This window comes from Lysobacter cavernae, from assembly GCF_042648505.1.
GTDB lineage: Bacteria > Pseudomonadota > Gammaproteobacteria > Xanthomonadales > Xanthomonadaceae > Lysobacter_L > Lysobacter_L cavernae.
The window spans coordinates 151,076-171,705 of record NZ_JBHRXK010000004.1; the positions used below are offsets into that span (position 1 = coordinate 151,076).

Annotated in this window: 20 protein-coding genes; 14 read left to right on the top strand and 6 right to left on the bottom strand. The window is 68.0% G+C overall.

Annotation, left to right across the window (positions count from 1 at the left end; genetic code table 11):
* Window positions 1-95: 95 nt before the first annotated feature.
* Window positions 96-3,689 (bottom strand): lamin tail domain-containing protein, encoded by a 3,594-nt coding sequence (locus ACFOLC_RS10410; RefSeq protein WP_386759186.1) that lies wholly within the window; start codon window positions 3,687-3,689, stop codon window positions 96-98.
* 193 nt (window positions 3,690-3,882) lie between these two features.
* On the opposite strand from ACFOLC_RS10410, the gene ACFOLC_RS10415 reads away from it, so the two are divergent.
* Genes ACFOLC_RS10415 through ACFOLC_RS10425 form a run of 3 tightly spaced genes read left to right on the top strand, consistent with a single transcriptional unit; the run spans window position 3,883 to window position 5,183 of the window.
* Window positions 3,883-4,764: a tryptophan 2,3-dioxygenase gene (locus ACFOLC_RS10415; RefSeq protein ID WP_386759187.1), complete on the top strand. Its 882-nt coding sequence runs from the start codon at window positions 3,883-3,885 to the stop codon at window positions 4,762-4,764.
* Between the two features lie 4 nt (window positions 4,765-4,768).
* Window positions 4,769-5,005, top strand: coding sequence for an NUDIX domain-containing protein (locus tag ACFOLC_RS10420; protein WP_386759188.1), 237 nt, complete (start codon window positions 4,769-4,771; stop codon window positions 5,003-5,005).
* Window positions 4,890-5,183, top strand: coding sequence for an NUDIX domain-containing protein (locus ACFOLC_RS10425; protein ID WP_386759189.1), 294 nt, complete (start codon window positions 4,890-4,892; stop codon window positions 5,181-5,183). Before ACFOLC_RS10420 ends, ACFOLC_RS10425 begins: the two co-directional genes overlap by 116 nt.
* Here the strand turns inward: ACFOLC_RS10425 and ACFOLC_RS10430 are convergent.
* Window positions 5,100-5,276 carry a hypothetical protein gene (locus ACFOLC_RS10430; RefSeq protein ID WP_386759428.1) on the bottom strand — a complete coding sequence of 59 codons (177 nt, stop codon included), beginning with the start codon at window positions 5,274-5,276 and terminating at the stop codon, window positions 5,100-5,102. The genes ACFOLC_RS10425 and ACFOLC_RS10430 overlap by 84 nt on opposite strands.
* Before the next feature lie 100 nt (window positions 5,277-5,376).
* On the opposite strand from ACFOLC_RS10430, the gene ACFOLC_RS10435 reads away from it, so the two are divergent.
* The 3 genes from ACFOLC_RS10435 to ACFOLC_RS10445 all read left to right on the top strand — a co-directional run bounded on the left by ACFOLC_RS10435 (window position 5,377) and on the right by ACFOLC_RS10445 (window position 10,142).
* Window positions 5,377-6,879 (top strand): peptide MFS transporter, encoded by a 1,503-nt coding sequence (locus tag ACFOLC_RS10435; protein WP_386759190.1) that lies wholly within the window; start codon window positions 5,377-5,379, stop codon window positions 6,877-6,879.
* Window positions 6,880-7,038: 159 nt separating this feature from the next.
* Window positions 7,039-8,517: a peptide MFS transporter gene (locus ACFOLC_RS10440; protein ID WP_386759191.1), complete on the top strand. Its 1,479-nt coding sequence runs from the start codon at window positions 7,039-7,041 to the stop codon at window positions 8,515-8,517.
* Window positions 8,518-8,633: 116 nt separating this feature from the next.
* Window positions 8,634-10,142, top strand: a complete 1,509-nt coding sequence (locus ACFOLC_RS10445) for a M14 family metallopeptidase (RefSeq protein ID WP_386759192.1) — start codon at window positions 8,634-8,636, stop codon at window positions 10,140-10,142.
* Window positions 10,143-10,269: 127 nt separating this feature from the next.
* Here the strand turns inward: ACFOLC_RS10445 and ACFOLC_RS10450 are convergent, their stop codons facing one another.
* Complete coding sequence (locus ACFOLC_RS10450) at window positions 10,270-10,752, bottom strand: MarR family winged helix-turn-helix transcriptional regulator (RefSeq protein WP_386759193.1); 483 nt, start codon at window positions 10,750-10,752, stop codon at window positions 10,270-10,272.
* A gap of 101 nt (window positions 10,753-10,853) precedes the next feature.
* On the opposite strand from ACFOLC_RS10450, the gene hppD reads away from it, so the two are divergent.
* The 8 genes from hppD (at window position 10,854) to ACFOLC_RS10490 (ending at window position 18,660) form a co-directional block, all read left to right on the top strand.
* Entirely contained in the window at window positions 10,854-11,945 is a 1,092-nt protein-coding gene (gene hppD / locus ACFOLC_RS10455) for a 4-hydroxyphenylpyruvate dioxygenase (protein WP_386759194.1), read from the top strand.
* 65 nt (window positions 11,946-12,010) lie between these two features.
* Window positions 12,011-12,451, top strand: coding sequence for an endonuclease domain-containing protein (locus ACFOLC_RS10460; RefSeq protein ID WP_449284295.1), 441 nt, complete (start codon window positions 12,011-12,013; stop codon window positions 12,449-12,451).
* A gap of 14 nt (window positions 12,452-12,465) precedes the next feature.
* On the top strand, window positions 12,466-13,770 hold the full coding sequence (gene hmgA / locus ACFOLC_RS10465) for a homogentisate 1,2-dioxygenase (RefSeq protein WP_386759195.1): 1,305 nt from the start codon (window positions 12,466-12,468) through the stop codon (window positions 13,768-13,770).
* 76 nt (window positions 13,771-13,846) lie between these two features.
* Window positions 13,847-14,479 (top strand): hypothetical protein, encoded by a 633-nt coding sequence (locus ACFOLC_RS10470; RefSeq protein WP_386759196.1) that lies wholly within the window; start codon window positions 13,847-13,849, stop codon window positions 14,477-14,479.
* A gap of 67 nt (window positions 14,480-14,546) precedes the next feature.
* Window positions 14,547-15,503 carry a sodium:calcium antiporter gene (locus ACFOLC_RS10475; protein WP_386759197.1) on the top strand — a complete coding sequence of 319 codons (957 nt, stop codon included), beginning with the start codon at window positions 14,547-14,549 and terminating at the stop codon, window positions 15,501-15,503.
* A 51-nt stretch (window positions 15,504-15,554) separates the two neighbouring features.
* Window positions 15,555-16,805 (top strand): Na+/H+ antiporter NhaA, encoded by a 1,251-nt coding sequence (nhaA, locus tag ACFOLC_RS10480; RefSeq protein ID WP_386759198.1) that lies wholly within the window; start codon window positions 15,555-15,557, stop codon window positions 16,803-16,805.
* Window positions 16,806-16,808: 3 nt separating this feature from the next.
* Window positions 16,809-17,684: an NAD-dependent epimerase/dehydratase family protein gene (locus tag ACFOLC_RS10485; RefSeq protein ID WP_386759199.1), complete on the top strand. Its 876-nt coding sequence runs from the start codon at window positions 16,809-16,811 to the stop codon at window positions 17,682-17,684.
* Window positions 17,685-18,108: 424 nt separating this feature from the next.
* Window positions 18,109-18,660 (top strand): MarR family winged helix-turn-helix transcriptional regulator, encoded by a 552-nt coding sequence (locus ACFOLC_RS10490; RefSeq protein WP_386759200.1) that lies wholly within the window; start codon window positions 18,109-18,111, stop codon window positions 18,658-18,660.
* 36 nt (window positions 18,661-18,696) lie between these two features.
* Here the strand turns inward: ACFOLC_RS10490 and ACFOLC_RS10495 are convergent, their stop codons facing one another.
* The 3 genes from ACFOLC_RS10495 to ACFOLC_RS10505 all read right to left on the bottom strand — a co-directional run bounded on the left by ACFOLC_RS10495 (window position 18,697) and on the right by ACFOLC_RS10505 (window position 20,540).
* Window positions 18,697-19,584 carry a DMT family transporter gene (locus ACFOLC_RS10495; RefSeq protein ID WP_386759201.1) on the bottom strand — a complete coding sequence of 296 codons (888 nt, stop codon included), beginning with the start codon at window positions 19,582-19,584 and terminating at the stop codon, window positions 18,697-18,699.
* A gap of 85 nt (window positions 19,585-19,669) precedes the next feature.
* Window positions 19,670-20,173 (bottom strand): Mpo1 family 2-hydroxy fatty acid dioxygenase, encoded by a 504-nt coding sequence (locus ACFOLC_RS10500; protein ID WP_386759202.1) that lies wholly within the window; start codon window positions 20,171-20,173, stop codon window positions 19,670-19,672.
* Between the two features lie 31 nt (window positions 20,174-20,204).
* Window positions 20,205-20,540, bottom strand: coding sequence for a DMT family transporter (locus tag ACFOLC_RS10505; RefSeq protein ID WP_386759203.1), 336 nt, complete (start codon window positions 20,538-20,540; stop codon window positions 20,205-20,207).
* Between the last annotated feature and the right edge of the window lie 90 nt (window positions 20,541-20,630).

Here is a 20,630-nt window from a genome sequence, read left to right on the forward strand (position 1 = left end):
CGGTCGAAAAAAAGCGCGGCCGAAGCCGCGCTTTGCAGATGCTGGCAACTGGCTGCACCGAGCGCGGGGGCGTGGGCCGCCCGCGTCGGTGGCGGTCAGTGCGGGCGACCGATCAGCCGCACGCTGTGACTCGCGTGGTTGTTGTGCGCATGCGGGTCGCGCACCGGCGCGGAGACCTGCGCGGTCACGGTCAGGCGCTCGTCGCCCTCGCGCGGGGGCGCGACGATCGCCAGCGCGAACGGGCGGATGGTATTCGCCGCGAGCGTCGCGCCGCTGCAGCTGGCCTCGAAGCCGGCGCCGGCCGCTGTGACGTCGCAGGTCCAGCCTTGTGGTGCGTCGATCGCGACATTCGCTGCCGGCGCGTCGCCGCTGAGGGTCAGGCGGGTTTGCGGGGCGATGTCGGCCCCGGCGTTGCCGAGCGTCACCAGGTACGAGCCGACGGTGCCGCTGCGCAGGTGCTTGCCCGGGCCGAGCAGGCTGACGGCGAGGTCGGCGACGGCGAACACTTCGGCGCTGGTGCTGGCCTGGTCATTGCTTGCCACCGGGTCGAACGACTGCGCGTCGGCGGCGACGGCCAGGGCCACGGTGGCGCCGACCTGCGCCTCGGTGGCGGTGGCGGTGACCACGAACGTGGCGGCCGCGCCGTCGGCCAGTGTCGACGCGGTGCAGGCGACCGAGGTCTTGCCGGCGTCGACCTGCGGGGCGTCGCAGTTCCAGCCAGCCGGCGCGACCACTGCCATCGTCGGCAGCGCGCCGTCGAGGACGAAGCCGATGCCGGGGAAATCGGCGGCCTCCGGGCCGTGGTTGGCCAAGGTGGCGTCGAAAGCGATGGCTTCACCGACGCGGGTCGCGGCGCTGGTCGCCGTGGCGGTCACGCCTAGATCGGCGTGGCTGCGCGGGACGAACGTGGCCAGCACCGGGTCGTGGTCGGACAAGCGCGACGGCGATGCGGCATCGTTGCGATTGATCTCCGGGAAGTCGGCGTTGATGCGTGCATGGTCGAGCGCGATGCTGCTGGTGTGGACGACCAGTTCCTCGTTGACCAGCACGTGATCCAGCGTCTGCGCGTTGCCACCGAACAGGAACGAGTAGCGCTCGGCGGCCGGTGTCAGTCCACCAAGATTGACCAGGTTGGGCTCGACCAGGTCCGCACCATCGCCGGGCACCGCCGTGGCCTCGTCGGCGCTGGGGGTACCGGTCACCACGTTCATCGCATCGACCAGGCCGTCGTTGAACTCGAAGGCGTTGAAGTCGCCCAACACCACCAGGCGCGCGCCCGGCGTATCGGCCTGGCGTCGGTTGAGGTCAGCGGCGAGGAATTCGGCCTGGTATTGGCGCTTGTGGCGGATGCGGTCGCCATCGGCATCGTTGGCATCCGCGCCGCTCAGCGAGCGCTGGTGCACCAGCACCACGCCGAGCGGGAACGCGCGGCCTTGAGCGTCGTGGATCATCGCCTCCAGCACCAGCGGCGGGCGGTCGTTGAGCAGGCTGCTGGAGCCGTTCGGCTCGACCCAGGTGGTGTCCTTGCCAATCTGGGCGACCGACTGCACCTCGACCCGGGCGACGCCGGCCTGTACGTCGGCGGTCTTGACCAGGAAGCCGACGTCGATGCCGCCGACGTCATTGCCTTCGAGCAGGTAGGGGACGTAGCGCGGATCCGGGTCGCCGGCAGCCACGGCGTCGGCGTTGATGCGCGAGGCCAGGGTCTGCAGCGTCGACAGGTTCTCGACCTCGATGGCGCCGAGGATGTCCGGTGCGTGCAGGTACTTGCGGATGCCCAGCGAGGCCTTGGCCAGGCGACGTTCGAACGCCGCCGCGGTCAACACCGGTTCGCCGATGGATGGATCGTTGGTGGTGTCGAAGAAGCGTTCGAGGTTGTAGCCGGCAACGGTGAACGCGGCCGGGTCGGCAGATGCGGCGGCTGGACGTGGTGCGAACTCCGGTGACCGAAGAATGGTGGTTGGCAACAACTGGTCGGGGAGGAGGGTGTAGCGGCGGAAGCCGTAATCCAGTGGGCCGATCATATTGCCGATCTGGGCGCCGAACGAGACGTCCCAGCGCTCGCCGCCGAGCGCATCGCTGTCGACGGTAAGCAGTTCGGGGTTGAAGTCCCAGCGCGGGATCGGCGGTGCGGTGCCGCCGTCGGGCGGGTTGTCGGGCGCCTGGATGCCGGGCTCGCGGAACGGGCGTGGCACGCCAGCGACGACCACGTTGAACACGCCGTTGCTGCTGCCGGTGGCGTTGGGCTCATTGGTGCTGCCCTGGGTCGGTGCGACCACGGTGGCGCTGGTGATCTGCACGCGCATGCCTTCCACGCGCTCGAGCTGGTCGAGCGGACCGTTCGGGTCGGGGAAGGTGGATGTCAGCTGGACCGGCGCCGGCAGCGAGAACCACGGTGGCAGGTCAGGGTTGGCGACCGCGACCAGCGCCACTACCGGCGAGCCGCCGATTTCGGTCAGCGGCGCCTGGCCGGGGTCGGCCGACGGCACGAACTCGAACACGGTGCCGGTCACCCGCACGCGGTTGCCGATCGCGGCGACGGCCGGCGCAGCGGCGCCGGTGAACACGAACACGCCCTCGGAAGTTGTCGGGTCGGCGTCGGGCTGGGTGGACTGGATGAAGAAGCCGTTGTTCTTGCGGCCGGTGACGACGCCTTCGGTGGAAACCATCTGACCGACCATCGGCGAGCTCGCACCGTTGCCCTGGATGTGATGGATCGCGCTCAGCGCGAGCAGGTCGTCGTTGTCAATGCTGCCCTCGGCCTGCGCATCGCCGGCGATGGCGCCGGCGATGTTGGTCAGGTTCAGGAGCACGATTTCGCTGGGTTCGTAGCGCGTGTCGCCGTTGACGGTGATCGCGATCACCGCCTGGCGACCGGCACCCCCAAGTTGCAGGCTGCCGCTGGCGGCCGAGTAGTCGCCGTCGGCCACGGTGGCGGTGCCATCGACCGTGGCGTAGTCGAAAGTGACTTGGCGATTGTCATCCGGCGTGCCCGACAGGGTGACGGGGAAGTGCAGCGTGGCCTGGCCATCGTTGCCTTCGACGACGACGGCATCGCCGACGCTGAGCACCGGCAGGTCCGACGCGATGCAGACATGCAGCGGGCTTGCACCGTTGCGAGGCAGCGGGGTGCCGGCCACGAGGTCGGCGCCGTTGTTGTTGGTGTCGATGCAGCCGCTGTCGCCGCGCAGGGCGGCGGTGGCATTGCCCAGGTTGGCGGTCGGCGCTGCGCCTTCGGCGCAGGTGGCGGTGGCGCCGAAGCCGACGAAATCCACGTTGCCGGTCGGGCAGGCACCGCTGAGGACGGCGGTGCTGTTGACCAGCGCGACCTTGCCGGCGCTGCCGGCCATCGGGATGGTGCCGACCGCGTCGGGTGTCGGCAGCGTCGGCGCATCGGCGTTGGCGCCGGCGGCCTGCTGGATCAGGTAATAGGCGCCCGGGGCGATGCTGCCGCTCAGCTCGGTGCGCTGCCAGCTGGTACCGGCGGCGGAGGCGTACTGCACCGACCAGCCGCTGAGGTCGACCGCACTGGCGCCGTTGTTATGCAATTCGATGAAGTCGTTGCGCAGCGGCGCACCGTTGTTGCCGCCGCCGCCGTACACCTGGCTGATCACCACCTGCGCGGGCGACGCGCCAGCCAATGCGAACGCCAATACCCCGGCCGCGATGCGGCCTGCGAACTTGTCCATAAGTTTCCCCGTGTGAGGCCGTTGTGGTGAGCGCTGCCGGACTCCCGTGCGGGTGTGCCCGCGTCCGTGAGCGCGATTATGGGGGCAATCCTGCCCGCGCGGGATTGCAGGCCGGTGACGCCGTCAGCGTTGCGGCCTGTGGCTGGCAGGAGGCGATGCGCTACCCTTTACAACTTGGCCGAGAGAGCGATTGATGACCGTCGAGAAGAACCAACGCGAGCTGGAAACCGGCATCCACACCGACCTGTCGGGGCGGATGACCTACTCCGGCTACCTGCACCTCGACCGCCTGCTGTCGGCGCAGCAGGGCCTGTCGAACCCGCCGCATCACGATGAGCTGCTGTTCATCGTCCAGCACCAGGTGTCCGAGCTGTGGATGAAGCTGCTGATCCACGAGCTGCGCGCGGCGATCGGCCACCTGCAGCGCGACCAGGTCTGGCAGTGCGGCAAGACCCTGGCCCGCTGCAAGCAGGTGCTGCGCCTGTTGACCGAGCAGTGGTCGGTGCTGGAGACGTTGACGCCGTCGGAGTACATGGGCTTCCGCGACACGCTGGGGCCGTCGTCGGGCTTCCAGTCGCTGCAGTACCGCACCATCGAGTTCATGCTCGGCAACAAGAACGCGGCGATGCTCAAGGTGTTCGCCTACGACCCCGCCGCCCAGACCGGGCTGGCCGAGGTGCTGGCGCTGCCGAGCCTGTACGACGAATTCCTGATGTACCTGGCGCGCTTCGGCCACGCAGTGCCGGCGCAGCACCTGCAGCGCGACTGGGGCCAGGCGCACGTGTCCGACGCGGCGCTGCTGCCGGTGTTCGAACGGATCTACGAGGACACCGCCCGTTACTGGCGCGAGTACGAGCTGTGCGAGGACCTGGTCGACCTGGAATCCCAGTTCCAGCTGTGGCGCTTCCGCCACATGCGCACGGTGATGCGCATCATCGGCTTCAAGCGCGGCACCGGCGGTTCCAGCGGCGTCGGCTTCCTCAAGCAGGCGCTGGAGCTGACCTTCTTCCCGGAGCTGTTCTCGGTGCGCACCTCGATCGGCACCGGCAGCGACTACGGCGCCACGCCGGAGTAACGTCGTGACGGCGCGCGTGCACGATTGTGTCGGCGCGCTCATCGTCCACGACGGCAAGGTGTTGCTGGGCCGGCGCAGTGCCGACCGAGAGTGGCTGCCGGGCGCTTGGGACGTGTTCGGCGGCCATGTCGAGGCCGGCGAGAGCGGGCCGCAGGCGCTGTGCCGTGAGCTGGACGAGGAACTCGGCATTGTCCCCACCCGGATCGAGTACCTGGCCAGCCCTCGACGGCACCGCGCCTGAGCCATGGCGGCTGCGCCTCTACACCGTGACTGCCTGGCAAGGCACGCCGGAAAACCGCCAGCCGCAGGAGCACGAGCGACTGCGCTGGTGCGCGCTAGATGAGGCGCAGCGGCATCTGAGCGCGGCTCATGCCGAATTCCCGCGCCTGCTCGCTCTCGCGGTTGGCCAGCGTGGCTGAATAGGGCGCAGTGACCCATCCACGTGGCCCAGGCAGCAGATGCGGCAAAAAGCCGGACAATGCTGCATCGCAGCAAGAGGTGTCGGCCTTCACGCCGGTTTGACGTGACCGACCTGTGTCGGTAAATCTCCCCGGTCCCGTGCCACCCGGCGTGGGTTTCCATCAGTACTCGAACCACACGGGGGCACACCGCATGAGCGGAACCGCGACACCTACGCCGGCCATTCCGGAATTCAAGCAGACCCTGGGGCATCCCAAGCCCTTGTGGATGCTGTTCATGACCGAGTTCTGGGAACGCTTCGCGTTCTACGGCATCCGCTGGGCGCTGGTGCTGTACATCGTCGCCCAGTTCTACGGCGGTGATGCCACTGGCGAGGCGCCGGCCAACCGTGTCTACGGCGCCTACCTGGCGCTGGTCTACGCCGCGGCGATCTTCGGCGGCTACATCGCCGACCGCGTGCTCGGCTACCAGCGCTCGATCCTGCTCGGCGCGGTGATCATGGCCGCCGGCCTGTTCATGATCGCCTTGCCCAACGAGCAGATCTTCAAGCTCGGCCTGGCCACGATCGTGGTCGGCAACGGCCTGTTCAAGCCCAACATCTCGACGATGGTCGGCAAGCTCTACAGCACCGGTGACGAGCGCCGCGACTCGGGCTTCACCATCTTCTACATGGGCATCAACGCCGGCGCCTTCATCTCGCCGATCCTCACCGGCTTGCTCGCCGAAAAGGTGTTCGGCACCAGTGTCATGCCGGCCTACAAGATGGTCTTCATGGCCTCCGGCATCGGCATGCTGATCAGCCTGGTGTGGTTCTGGTTCGGCCGGCGCGAACTCGCCGGCATCGGCCGGCCGCCGGCCGACAGCAGCGAGAAGCGCAAGGTGCTGTACGTGCTGATCGGCGCGCTGGTGGCGATCCCGGTGGTGTACCTGCTGCTGGCGGTGGGCGCGACCACGCTGCAGTGGATCCTGCTGGCGATGTTCGTGGCGTTGTGCGCGATGCTGCTGGTCGAGGCCTTCCGTGAGGGCTCCGTGCAGCGCGACCGCTGCATCGCCATGCTGATCATCTTCACCTTCAACATCCTGTTCTGGATGTTCTTCGAGCAGGCCGGTAGTTCCTTCACCTTCCTCGCCGACAAGATCGTCGACCGCGACCTGTTCGGTGCCGGCGGCTTCGTGTTCCCGAATGCGTGGTTCCAGTCGGTGAACTCGCTGGCGATCATCACGCTGGCGCCGATCATCGCCTTGATCTGGGTGAAGATGCGCTCGGCCAACCCGTCGATCCCGCGCAAGTTCGGTCTCGGCCTGATCTTCAACGGTCTGGCATTCCTGCTGTTGATGTTCGCGCTGTCGAGCCTGGTCAACGACGCCGGCAAGATCCCGTTCTGGACCCTCTTCATGGTCTACGTGATCCAGTCCATCGGCGAGCTGTGCCTGTCGCCGATCGGCCTGTCGATGGTGACCAAGCTGGCACCGATGCGCCTGGTCGGCTTCGGCATGGGCGGCTGGTTCCTGTCGACCGGCATCGGCAACAACCTGTCGGGCATCTTCGCCGGCATCGTCAGCGGCGAAGGCGGCATGACGGTGCAGTCGGCGCACTCGGGCTACACCTTCGGCTTCTGGGCCCTGGTCGGCGCGGGCGTGTTGCTCTTTCTGATCGCGCCGCTGGTGCAGAAGCTGATGCACGGCGTGAAGTGACGCATCGGCCGGCCCGCGCGACGCGCGGGCCGCTTTGCCGATGCGTCATCCCCGCGAAGGCGGGGATCCAGTGACTTCGCTTTCAAGCGCCTTGCTGTTTTCCTGCACGCCACGGCCCGGCCGGCCCGGTCCGTGGCGTTGCTGCATCTGGAGACGAGAATGACCGAGAAACCACACGTCGAGCCCGCCTTCCTGCCACCGCCGCCCGGCGAATTCGTCGGCCACCCGCGTCCGCTGTGGATGCTGTTCGGCGCCGAGTTCTGGGAGCGCTTCGCCTACTACGGCATGCGCGCGCTGCTGGCGGTGTACGTGGCCACCACCTTCTTCGGCCTGCTGCCCGAAGGCGAGGCGCGTGCCCAGGCCAGCCTGACCTACGGCGCCTACACCGCGCTGATCTACGCCACCGGCCTGTTTGGCGGCTTCGTCGCCGACCGCTATCTGGGGTACCGCTCGTCGATCATGCTCGGCGGCACGTTGATGGCGGGCGGCCTGTTCCTGCTGCTGATTCCGGACCTGACCTGGTTCCTGTTGGGCCTAGCGGTGATCGTGGTCGGCAACGGCCTGTTCAAGCCGAACATCTCGACCATGGTCGGCCAGCTCTACGCGCCGGGCGACGCGCGCCGCGACTCGGGCTTCACCATCTTCTACATGGGCATCAACGCCGGTGGCGCGGTCGCGCCGTTGATCTGCGGCACGCTGATCGGCGCCAGGTACGGCTACGAGTGGGGCTTCTTCAGCGCCGGGCTGGGCATGATCGCCGGGCTGATGCTGTTCCACTGGCTGCGCGGCTGGCTCGGCCACGTCGGCGAGGCACCGGTGCCGGCGCGCAATGCCTCGCGCGTGTTCAAGGTGCTGCTGGGCTGCATCGCCGCGGTGCCGGTGGCCTACCTGATGCTGAGCCAGGCCAAACTCGTTGGCTACATCCTGCTGGCGCTGTTCGTGGTGCTGGCGGTGTACTTCATCGGTAGCGGCGTGCGCAGCGGCGACAAGGTGCAGATGCACCGCTACATGGCGATGCTGCTGCTGTTCCTGGCCAAGATCCTGTTCTGGGGCATGTTCGAGCAGGCCGGTACGTCGCTGAACTTCTTCGCCAAGGACCACGTCGACGCGCCGTTCGATTTCACCTTGTTCCAGTCGGCCAATCCGATCTTCATCATCGCCCTGGCGCCGCTGTTCGCCTGGCTGTGGCCAAAGCTGGAGGCGAGCCGCCTCAACCCCTCGATCCCGCGCAAGTTCGCGCTGGCGCTGATCCTGGTCGCGATCGGCTTCACCACGCTGGTGCTGAGCATCGGCCACCTGCAAGACAGCGCGGAGCGCATCCCGTGGGGGATGCTGGCGTTGGCTTATGCGATCAACACCATGGGCGAGCTGTGCCTGTCGCCGATCGGCCTGTCGATGGTGTCCAAGCTGGCCGCGCCGAAGGAAACCGGCATGGCGATGGGCGCCTGGTTCATGTGCTCGGCGATCGGCAACTACGTCGCCGGCGTGATCGCCTCGGTGGCCTCCGGCAGCACCGGCGCCGGCATCGCCCAGTACGCCGAGACCTACACCCACATCGCCTGGGCCGGTTTCATCATGGGCGCGGCGTTCCTGTTGTTTGCACCGTTGATCAACCGGTTGATGCACGGGGTGAAGTGACGCAAGGGCAAGCGGCGGCCTGCGGGCCGCCGCTTGTGTTGCGCTGTCACCACAGCGCCAAGGCAAAGCGCGGGGAGGGGCGGTAAGGTAGCCGCTTCGCCTTCACGGACCTCGCCATGACCCAGCCGGCTCCGATCACCCGCGCCGAAAGCAGCGACTACAGCGAAACCTCGCGCCATGCCGACGTCATGGCGTTCATCGACGCGCTGGCCGCGCACAACGACCCACGGCTGCATATCACCGACTTCGGTGTCACGCCAGAAGGACGCACGCTGCCGCTGCTGGTGCTGTCGGCCAGCGGCGTCACCACTCCGGAGCAGGCGCGCGCTGCCGGCCTGCCGGTGGTGCTGGTGTTGTGCGGCATCCACGCCGGTGAAGTCGAGGGCAAGGAAGCCGGCCTGATGTACGTGCGCGACCTGCTCGATGGCCGGCACGGCGACGTGCTGACGCGCATGACCCTGCTGCTGGTGCCGCTGTTCAACGCCGACGGCAACGATCGCATCGACCCGGCCAACCGCAAGCTCGACATCGCCCACCTCAGCGGCCAGCTCGGCCCCAACAGCGGCGTCGGCACGCGCGTCAACGCCGCCGGCATCAACCTCAACCGCGACTACATGCGCCAGGACGCGCCGGAGATGCGCCTGCTGCAGACACGGGTGATGCACCCGTGGAGCCCGCACCTGACGATCGATTGCCACGCCACCAACGGCTCGATCCACCGCTTCGCGTTGACCTACGACATTCCACACACCGTGCACAGCGGCCGGGCCGAGCCGATCGCCTACCTGCGCGAGCAACTGCTGCCGGCGGTGAGCGCGGCGGTGAAGGCCAACGACGGCCTCGACACGTTCTACTACGGCAACTTCCTGCGCGACGAGGGCGGGCAGGGCATGGGCTGGATCACCTATACCCACCACCCGCGCTTCGGCGGCAACTACCGCGGCCTGACCAACCGCCTCGACCTGCTGCTGGAGACCTACGCCTATCTCCCCTTCGCCGAGCGCGTGCGCACCACTTACGCGTTCGTGCGCGAGGCATTGGCCTACGTCGCCGCACACGCAGAGGAGATCGTCGAGTTGCTGGCCGGCTGCGAGATGCCGCCGGACGAGATCGCGGTGCGTTATCGGCTGGACGCTTTCCCCGATCGCGAGGTCGAGATCCTCACGCGCGAGCCGTACACGCTGCAGGGCGACCCGATCAGCGTGAAGGTGCCCTACCTCGGTCGCTTCGTCGCCGAGCACGCCGTGCAGCGTCCGCTGGCCTATGCCGTGCCGGGCGACATCGCCGATCGCCTGGAAGGCCACGGCCTGGTGATCGAGCGGCCGCCGCTGCCGCCGACGTTGGATGCCGAGATCGCCACGGTCACCGCGCACGAGGTCGAAGCGGGCCGCGACATCCTCGAAGCGAACGTCACTGCGTTCCTGCAAACCGAGCACCGCCGCGAGAAACGACCGCTGCCCGAAGGTTGGGCGCTGGTGCGCACCGAGCAGCAGCGCGGCGCGATCGCGGTGTACCTGTGCGAGGCCGGCAGCGACGACGGCCTGCTGGCCTGCGGCTGGATCGACACGCCGGCGGTGGGTGCGGAGTTCCCGGCCTGGCGCGTGCTGGTGATCGAGCATGCGTAGCGGCCAGGAACCGCTTGAAGCCGCGCTCGAATGAGCGCCGTCATTCCCGCCTTCGCGGGAATGACGAGTAAAACGACTTCAGTCAGTGGTTACCGCGCGCCAAGGATGACGCGCCCGCGAAACTGCCCTAGGGCGACGACGGTGACTCCGTCTCGGCGCGCAATTCCAGCTCGTCGAGGCGATCGAGCAGGCGGAACAGCACGGCGCGCTCATCGGCGTCGATGCCGTCGAGCAGGCGCCGTTCAAATGCCAACGCCAGCGGCGCGACCTCGTCGTAGATCCGGTAACCGGCCTCGGACAGACACAGCACCGAGCGGCGGCGGTCATCGCCGTGGGTTTCGCGCTGCAGGCGGCCGGCCTCCAGGAGCCGCGCCACGGCACGGCTGACTGCCACCTTGTCCATCGCCGTGCGCTGAGCCACCTCGTTGGCCGACAGGTCCGGGTAGCGGCCGAGCACGGCCATGACCCGCCATTCGGTGATGCCCAGGGCGAAGCGTTCGGTGTAGATGCGGGCGATCGTGCCGCTGACCCGGTTGCTCAGCACCGACAGGCGGTAGGGCAGGAAATGCTCGAGGTCGAGTTCGGCGTGGCCCGGGCGGGGCTGGTTCATGTTGCGCTGTACCTTGATTATGGTTTCATTTGAAACTATAAAGTGGCCTTCTGATCCAAGGCCGTCCGCAGCGGGCGTCGCCGCTATCTGAGAACAATGCCATGAATGCGCAGCCCAACCTCGGCATGCAGGTCACCACGTTCGAGAACCCGCTCGGCATCGACGGGTTCGAGTTCGTCGAATTCGCCGCCCCGACCGGCCAGGGCGAACTCCTGCACGACTATTTCCGCAAGCTCGGCTTCACCGCCGTGCTGCACCACAAGACCCGGCCGATCACGGTCTACCGCCAGGGCGGCGTCAACTTCCTGGTCAACGAGGATCCGGACAGCTTCGCCGCCGATTTTGCCGCCCAACACGGCCCCTGCGCCTGCGGTTTCGCGATCCGCTTCAAGAAGCCGGCGCAGGAGGTGTTCGACGCGGTCATCGGCAACGGCGGCGAAGCCATCACCGACCAGGCCGCCACGCGCGCCGTCGACGCGCCGGTGGTCAAGGGCATCGGCGATTGCATGCTGTACCTGGTCGACCGTTACGGCGACACGGGCAGCGTCTACGAGGACTATCTGCCGGTGCAGGGCGCGCAGCAGAACCCGGTCGGGTTCGGCCTGACCTTCATCGACCATCTGACCCACAACCTGTTCTTCGGCAACATGCAGAAGTGGTCGGATTACTACGAACGCCTGTTCAATTTCCGCGAGATCCGCTACTTCGACATCAAGGGCGCCAAGACCGGCCTGGTTTCGAAGGCGATGACCGCGCCGGACGGCATCGTGCGCATCCCGCTCAACGAGTCGAGCGACCCGAAGTCGCAGATCAACGAGTACCTCGACGCCTACAAGGGCGAGGGCATCCAGCACATCGCCTGCTTCACCGACAACATCTACGACACCGTCGAGGCGATGCGTGCGCAGGGCGTGGAGTTCCTCGACACGCCCGAGACCTATTTCGACGTGATCGACCAGCGCGTGCCCAATCACGGCGAAGACGTGCCGCGTTTGGCCCGCAACAAGATCCTGATCGACGCCGACCTGGAAACCCACCAGCGCAAGCTGCTGCAGATCTTCACCCAGAACGCGATCGGCCCGATCTTCTTCGAGATCATCCAGCGCAAAGGCAACGAAGGTTTCGGCGAAGGCAACTTCCAGGCGCTGTTCGAGAGCATCGAGCGCGACCAGATGCGTCGCGGCGTGCTGTAAGCGGCTTTGAGCCCCTCTCCCGCCGGGAGAGGGGTTGGGGTGAGGGTTCGGCGAAGTCATGATGCTTGGCTTACGATCTGCCAACAGGACTCGCGGAACTGAAGTGCCGTGCCAAGGACGATCAAGCCGCCGTTGCCGACCGTTTCACTGACGCGTGCCAGGTCGCTGCGCAAGGAAATGACGGAGGTCGAACACAAGCTCTGGCGATGCCTGCGGGGTGGCCAGCTGGGGAATTCAAGTTTCGCCGGCAACACCCGGTTCCCCCGTACATCGTCGATTTCTGCTGCGCCGACGCAAGGCTCATCGTCGAACTGGATGGTTCGCAGCATTCGCACGAAGTGAACGCTGCGAGAACGAAGTATCTGGAATCGCAAGGCTGGCGTGTGATCCGCTTCTGGGATAACGACGCGCTGACGGCGACCGAAGCGGTGATCGAGGCGATCTTCGACGCACTCGGGCACCGTACCCTCACCCCAACCCCTCTCCCGATGGGAGAGGGGCTTTGAGCAAAGCGCTGCATATGACGATCACCAGCAACGGCTTCCAATCCGGCTTCGGCAACGAGTTCGCGACCGAGGCGGTCGCCGACAGCTTGCCGCAAGGGCGCAATTCGCCGCAGCGGGTGGCCCACGGGCTCTACGCCGAGCAGTTGTCGGGCACGGCGTTCACCGCGCCGCGTGGCGCCAACCGCCGCAGCTGGCTGTACCGGGTCCGGCCGGCGGCGATGCACGGCACGTTCGAGCGTTACGAGCAGCCGCATCTGCACAGCGACTTCGGCGATGGCCCGGTCACCCCCGACCAACTGCGCTGGAACCCGCTGCCGCTGCCGCAGGCCCCCACCGATTTCGTCGACGGCCTGTACACCATGGCCGGCAATGGTTCGCCGGCCGCCCAGCACGGCGTCGGCATCCACCTGTACGCCGCCAACCGCGACATGCAGGGGCGTTACTTCTACGACGCCGACGGCGAATTGCTGATCGTGCCGCAGCTCGGCCGCCTGCACATCGCCACCGAGCTGGGCGTGCTCGCGGTCGAGCCGCAGCAGATCGCGGTGATCCCACGCGGCGTGCGTTTCACGGTGTCGCTGCCGGACGGGGAAGCGCGCGGCTACGTCTGCGAGAACTTCGGCGCGTTGCTGCGCCTGCCCGACCTCGGCCCGATCGGCAGCAACGGCCTGGCCAATCCGCGCGACTTCCTCACGCCTCATGCCGCGTATGAGGACCGCGAAGGTCAGTTCGAGCTGATTGCCAAGTTCCAGGGCCACCTGTGGCGCGCTGACATCGGCCACTCGCCGCTCGACGTGGTTGCCTGGCACGGCAACTACGCGCCGTACCAGTACGACCTGCGCCGCTTCAACACGATCGGCTCGATCAGTTTCGATCACCCCGATCCGAGCATCTTCCTGGTGCTGCACTCGCCCAGTGACACGCCGGGCACCAGCAACCTCGACTTCGTGATCTTCCCGCCGCGCTGGCTGGTGGCACAGGACACGTTTCGGCCGCCGTGGTTCCACCGCAACATCGCCAGCGAGTTCATGGGCCTGGTGCACGGCGCCTACGACGCCAAGGCCGAGGGCTTCGCGCCGGGCGGCGCGTCGCTGCACAACTCGATGACCGGGCACGGCCCGGACGCGGCCACGTTCGAGAAAGCCAGTGCCGCCGACCTCGCCAGGCCGGACGTGATCGCCGAGACCATGGCCTTCATGTTCGAGACGCGCGCGGTGATCCGGCCGACGCAGCAGGCGCTCGATGCCGCGCACCGGCAGCGCGACTACCAGGCCTGCTGGGCCGGCCTGCAGAAGCACTTCGCGCCGCCGCGGGGCTGATTTGCGACACAGTTCGCATCGTTTTCACGGCTTCGGGTTAGGCTGCGCCCCCGACCTTGACGCGAAAACAGGCGAGATGACGGGCCGAATCAAGCTGTGGTTGCCGACGATGCTGTTGGCGCTGGCTGCCTGCGGCGGCGACCGCGCCGGCGACGCGCCGAGCGCGGCCGTGCCGGCGCCGGAGCAGGAGCAGGACGCGCCGGTGCAGGACGTGCCGCCGGCGACCGCGCCGCAGACACCCGGTGCGATGCCGGCGCCGGGTACGATCGGCTTTGCCGGTTTCGGCCCGGCCCGATTCGGTGCCGATCAGGAGCAGGTGCGCATGGCCTGGGGGGCCGACCTCGGCGATGCCAAGCCGGCTGAGCCCGGCGGCTGCTATTACCTGATGCCACGGCCCGTGCCTGCCGGTGGCTACCGTATCGCCTTCATGATCGAGCACGACAAGTTCGCCCGCATCGACGTTGAAAGCACCGACATCATCGCGCCCGGCGGAGGCAAGGTCGGCATGAGCGCCGACGAGATCGGCAAGCTTTACGCCGGCCGCATCCAAACACGACCGCACAAGTACGCCGAGGGCGGCCAGTACCTGCGCATCCAGGACGCGGCTGCCGGCAACGGCGTGCTGCTGTTTGAAACCGATGCCGGCAAGGTCACCGGTTGGCGCATCGGCGTGCCACCACAGATCGACTACGTTGAAGGTTGCTCCTGATCGGCGCGGAACGCGCGCCATCAGGGCAGGCATAGAATCACCGGCTTGACCGGGGAGGGGGGATGCAATGCTCGAAGCCATCGGTTTATTCGTGCTGGGTCTGGTGCTGTTGGCGCTCGGCGGCGATTCCATCGTCAAGGGCGCCGCCGGATTGGCGCAGCGCTTCGGCGCCTCGCCGTTTGTGGCTGGCCTGGTCCTGGTTGCGTTCGGCACCTCGCTGCCGGAACTCGCGGTCAACCTGCAGGCGGTCGCGCGCGGGCAGCAGGCGCTGGCGCTGGGCAACGCGGTTGGCAGCAACGTCGTCAACTTCGGTCTGACCCTGGGCCTGGCGGCGATGGCCGCGCCGCTGCTGGTGCGCTGGCGGGCGTTATCGCCGCTGCTGCTGGTGCTCATCGCCGGCACGTTGCTGGTGATCGCGCTCGGCCTCGATGGCGTGCTGACCCGGTTTGAAGGCTTTGGCCTGTTGATCGTCTTCGTCGCGGTGGTGGCCTTTGCCGCGGTGCGCACGCGCCGCGAGGCACCGGAGTTGCAGGACGCGATCGCCGCGTTCGCGCGCACCAGCACCGACCTCGGCCTCAACCTGCTGCGTTTCGCCATTGCCGCGGTGCTGCTGTCCTACGGCTCCAAGCTGGTGGTAGGCAGCGCCCCGGCGCTGGGCGCCGGATTCGGGCTGACCCCGTTGCTGACCGGCCTGTTGCCGGTGGCGATCGGCACCGCACTGCCGGAAGCGGCCGCTGCCATCGCCGCAGCACGGCGCGGGCAGAGCGACCTGGTTGCCGGCCATGTGATCGGCTCGAGCCTGTTCAACCTGCTGGTGGTGGTTGGCGGCATGGCCGCGCTCGATGGCGCGTTGCCGTTGCCGGAGTCGTTCGTTCGATTTGAACTGCCGGCCGCCGCGGTGTTCGCGCTGATGCTGTACCCGATGCTGCGCGGCGACCTGCGCGTCAGCAAGACCGAAGGCGCTGCGCTGCTCATCGCCTTGCTGGCCTGGGTCGCGTTCGAGTTGCTGATGCTGCAACACTGAGTGCAGCGATTCTCGGCCCGGTCGTAAAAATCGTGTCGGTATACTGAGCGTATGACCGAGCACCGACCCTCGCTGACGCGGCCCCTGCCGCGGCGCGCACTGCGCGCGCTGAGCGAATTCTTCCGGCTCGAAGCCGCCGGCGGCATCATGCTGATCGCCGCCGCGGCACTGGCGATGATCGCCGCCAACTCACCACTGTCGCCGGCCTACGAGGCGTTCCGCGAGCTGCCGGTGCAGGTGCGCATCGGTGAGCTGGAGATCGCCAAGCCGCTGCTGCTGTGGATCAACGACGGCTTGATGGCAGTGTTCTTCCTGCTGGTGGCGCTGGAGATCAAGCGCGAGACGTTGAGCGGGCAGTTGGCCAGCCGCGACCAGTTGATCTTGCCGCTGGTCTGCGCCATCGCCGGCGTGGCCGTGCCGGCGTTGTTGTTCACCGCATTCAATCGCGGCGATGCCGGCGCGATGCGTGGCTGGGCGGTGCCGACCGCGACCGACATCGCCTTCGCCTTGGGCGTGCTGGCGCTGCTCGGTTCGCGCGTGCCGGTCGGTATGAAGCTGCTGCTGTCGACGATCGCGGTGGTCGACGACCTGATCGCGATCCTGATCATCGCGCTGTTCTACTCGCACGGCATGTCGCTGGCCGCGCTGGCCTGGGCCGGTGCCGCGCTGGCGGGCATGTGGCTGCTCAACCGCCGTGGCGTGACCCGGTTGGCGCCGTACCTGGTGCTGGGCGTGGTGCTGTGGGTGTGCGTGCTGAAGTCCGGCGTCCACGCGACCCTGGCCGGCGTTGCTACCGGCCTGATGATTCCGCACACTCAGAGCAGGCACATCGACAAACACAACGCGGTGCCGGACGAGACCGAGCATTCGCCGCTGGAAACGCTCGAGCATGCGCTGCACCCGTGGGTCGCCTACGCGATCCTGCCGGTGTTCGCCTTTGCCAACGCCGGCCTGGTGCTGCATGGCTTGAGCATGGACGACATGCTCTCGCCGCTGCCGATGGGCGTGGTGATCGGCCTGCTGCTCGGCAAGCCAGTGGGTATCGTCGGCGCGGCCCTGGCGATGCGCGCGCTGGGCTGGGCGCGCTTCCCTGACGGCATGGACCTGCGCGCGATGCTCGGCCTGGGTTTGATGTGCGGCATCGGCTTCACCATGAGCCTGTTCATCGCGTCACTGGCCTACAGCGAACCGCTGCACTACGAAGAAGCCGTGCTCGGCATCCTCGCCGCCTCGGTGTTGTCGGCGCTGATCGGCTACGGCTGGCTGCGTGCCGTACTGCCGACCCGATCGAAGGTCGACTGATCCATGCGACATGCCCTGGTGTTTGGCGGCAGTGGCCAGATCGGGCGGCCGTTGCTGGGCCTGTTGCAGCGCAACGGATGGCGCGTGACTGCGGTGTCGCGCCACGCGCAATCCGATCAGCCCGGCTTGCAGTGGTTGCGCGGTGATCTTGCCGGCCTGGGCGGCGCGCCGACGCGGGTTGACGCGATTCTCAGCTGCGGGCCGCTCGACGGATTCGCGCGCTGGTACGCCGCGGCCACGATTGAATGTGGACGCGTGATCGCGTTCGGTTCGACCAGCGTCGATACCAAGCGCGGCTCGGCCGATGCCGCCGAGCGCGATGTCGCCCGGCGTCTGCGCGAAGGCGAGGACGGCGTCTTCGCCACCGCGCGCGCGCGCGGTGCGGCGGCGACACTGCTGCGGCCAACGCTGGTATACGGCGCCGGCCGCGACGCGACCTTGACCCGGATCGCGCAACTGGCGCAACGCTGGGGGCGCTTCCCGCTGCCGCGCAACGCCAACGGCCTGCGTCAGCCGGTCCATGTCGACGACCTCGCCGCGGCCGCGTTCGCCTGCCTCGGCAGCGCTGCCGCGCACGGCCAGGCGTATGCGCTGCCTGGTGGCGAGACCCTGGGTTACCGCGACATGGTCGCGCGCGTGCTGGCGGTGCTGCAGCCGCCACCGACGCTGATCGAGCTACCGTCGCCGTTGTTCAACGCCGCGTTGCTGGCGGCCCAGCTGACCGGCCGCGCTACCGGACTCGGCGAGGCCGCGGTGCGGCGCATGCGCAGCGATCTGGTGTTCGACCTGGCGCCGGCGCAGCGCGATTTCGGCTATGCGCCACGGCCGTTCCGGCCGCGCGCGGACATGTTCGCGCTCGATCCGGTCGCCGGGGACTAGTCGAAGCGACTGGCGCCGGGCACCGATCGTCCTCCTGTGAGGACAGCGGGGAGTGTGGCCACTGCGCCGATAGCCCGCATGCCCACCCGGGCGCATGACCGATCCGGTGCCCGCCAGAAGCAGAATTCATATCGTCGGCAACGGTTGACAGCGATGAGCGCGGCATGGTGTTCTCACCGGCAATGAATCTCTCTTTCGCCCCGCGCAAACCGGTCGCCCCTGCGTCGTACGACGCGGCGACTCCGTGCGGGCGTGCCCAGCCCGCAGGTTCGATTGGGTTTATTACCTTTACCTGGGCATATCGCGCGGGGATCGGGCACGTGTAGGCAACGCCAACAGCCCAGCAACAGACCGAACCCCGCGGCCGACACCGCGGGGTTTTTTGTTTTTGGGCCTGACATCCATTCAACCGAGGAAGCCGTCCATGACCATCACCGCTGCACACGACAGCCCACCGGCAAGCGCGGGTTGCGTCGCCGCGCCGCACAGGCGCACGAACTGGGCGCCGGCCTTGGCGCCGTTGCGCGCTGTCGAGGCAGTGCCCACCCTTGCCGGCGAGCCGTTGCTGGGCCACTGGCTGGCCCTGGTGTCGCGCAGCCGTCACCTGCGGCTGGAGCGCGCCGCACGCAAGCTGCGCATCACCGTCACCGAATGGGTAGCGCTGAAGCAGCTGCAGCACGGCAGCGGCATCAGCCAGTGCCGGCTGGCCAGCGCGGCCGGGCTCACCGCGCCGTCACTGTCGCGCGCATTGGCCTCGCTCGAGGACACGGGATATGTGACCCGCAGTGCCGATGCCGGTGACCTGCGTTCGGTGCGCGTCGACATCACCGACGCCGGCCGCGCGTTGGTGCCGCGATTGCTGGAAACCGAAAGCGAGGTCGATCGCGAGCTGTTCGCTTGCCTGGGACCGGTCGCACGCGAGGAGCTGGCGACGGCGCTGCGTGCGGTGGCCGCAGTGCGCGGCGGCGCGGCCTGAGCGAGGAGCGAGGTTCGGTGGTGGGGCAGGGCCGCCTTACAGCTCTTCCGCCGGCGCAGCGGTGCGCGACGTGATCAGCGTGCGCAGTGCGATCACCAGTACCCCGCCGAGCACCATCGCGCCGCCGAGCAGCAGGCGCGGGCCCGGCCGGTCGCCCCAGAACGCGATGCCCAGGCCGATCGCGAACACTGGCACCAGCAGCAGCCACGGCGTCACCTGCGCCACCGGGTGGCGCTGCACCAGCACGTAGTACAGGCCATGGCCGAGCAGTGAGGAGATGAAGGCGGCGTAGACCGCGCCGAACCAGCCGACCCCGCTCACCGACGGCAGGCGCGCCAGTCCACCGGGTTCGAACGCCACGCTGAGCGCGAGCAGCGGCAGCACGCTGAGCAGCGCGGTCCAGCCCTGCTGGCTGTAGGCATCGAGCCCACGCAGGCCCTTCATCAACACCGTGCCGACGGCGAGGAACGCGGCCGAGACCAGCATGGTGACCAGCGCCATCGGCCGGTCCAGCACCAGCGGGTCGAAGCCGAGCACCAGCACGCCGGCGAAGCTGATCGCGATGGCGACGCCGGTGCGCCAGGCGAAGCGTTCGCCGAGCCACCACCAGGCCAGCAACGTGGTCATCGGCACGTAGCTCTGCATCACGATCGCCGGCGAGGACAGGTCGCCGGCCAACTTGAGCGCGGTGAAGCTCAGGCCGAAGTGCAGCACGCCGATGCACAGGCACACCGCGACCAGGCGCGGCCACTGGCCTGGAGCCGGCCGCTTGAGGAAGAACGCCAGTGGCAGCGCCAGCAGGGCGAAGCGCAACGCGGTGAACAGGATCGGTGGGATCTCGCGCAACGCCAGCGCCGAGGTCAGGAAGTTGCCGGCCCAGGCGAGCACGACGAGCAGGACGAGGACGAGATCGCGGGCGGGCATGGACGCTGGTTCTTGAAATGCAATGCACCGCCGTCCCCGCTTGCACGGGAGCAACGGCCGGGAAACACACACGGTTACCGGTGCGTCAGTACGACCAGCCCAGCTTGCGGTACAGCTTGGACAGCACCCAGGCCGGGCCGATCAACAGGTAGGTGAGGTCGGTAAGGAAGCTCGGGCGCTTGCCCTCGAAGCGCTTGCTGTGGCCGATGAACTGGCCGATCCAGGCGATCACGAACACGCCGATCGCCAGCGCCAGCAGCGCCTGGGTGCCGTAGCTGTCGTGCAGCCAGCGCGTGAGCAGGCCCATCAGCACAAACACCACGACCATGCCCAGGCCGAGTGCGCGCGAGGCGCGGTAGTAGAACAACGCCGTGGCCAGCATCGCCAGGCCGGCCCAGAAGCCGGCGCGGAACCAGGTGCCCGGTGCCGGGATGCACCACAGCAGGGCGATCACGCTCCACAGGATCGCCGGCACGCAGATCACGTGGAGAAGTTGGTTGGTGGCATTGCGGTGGTCGCCGGAGTAGTGGGCGAACCAGCGGTCGATCGGGCGTTGCGCGGAATGCGAGGACTCGGCGACGGTGCTCATGGCAGTCTCCCCCGGTACGGTAGCCGGCCGCTCAGTGTGCGGCCGACTGGGAGAATAGCTGGATTACGGCCACGCCGGCGACGATCAGGGCGATGCCGGCCAGGGCGGCCGCGTCGAGCGGCTGCTTCAGCACCAGCCAGCCGATCAACGCGATCAGCACGATGCCGACGCCCGACCAGACCGCGTAGGCGATGCCGACCGGCACGCTCTTGAGCACCAGCGACAGGAAGTAGAAGGCGACGCCGTAGCCGGCGGCGACGATCAGCGACGGGCCCAGCCGGGTGAAGCCTTCGGAGGCCTTGAGCGCGCTGGTGGCGACCACTTCGGCGGCGATCGCGATGCCCAGGTAGAGGTAGCCGGGGTTCATGTCTGCTCCTGCGATGTGGGGTGCCGATGTCGTCGATGCGGCACGCCATGCGCACGCGGCTGATCGCGTGCAGCCGTCGGTTGCATGCAT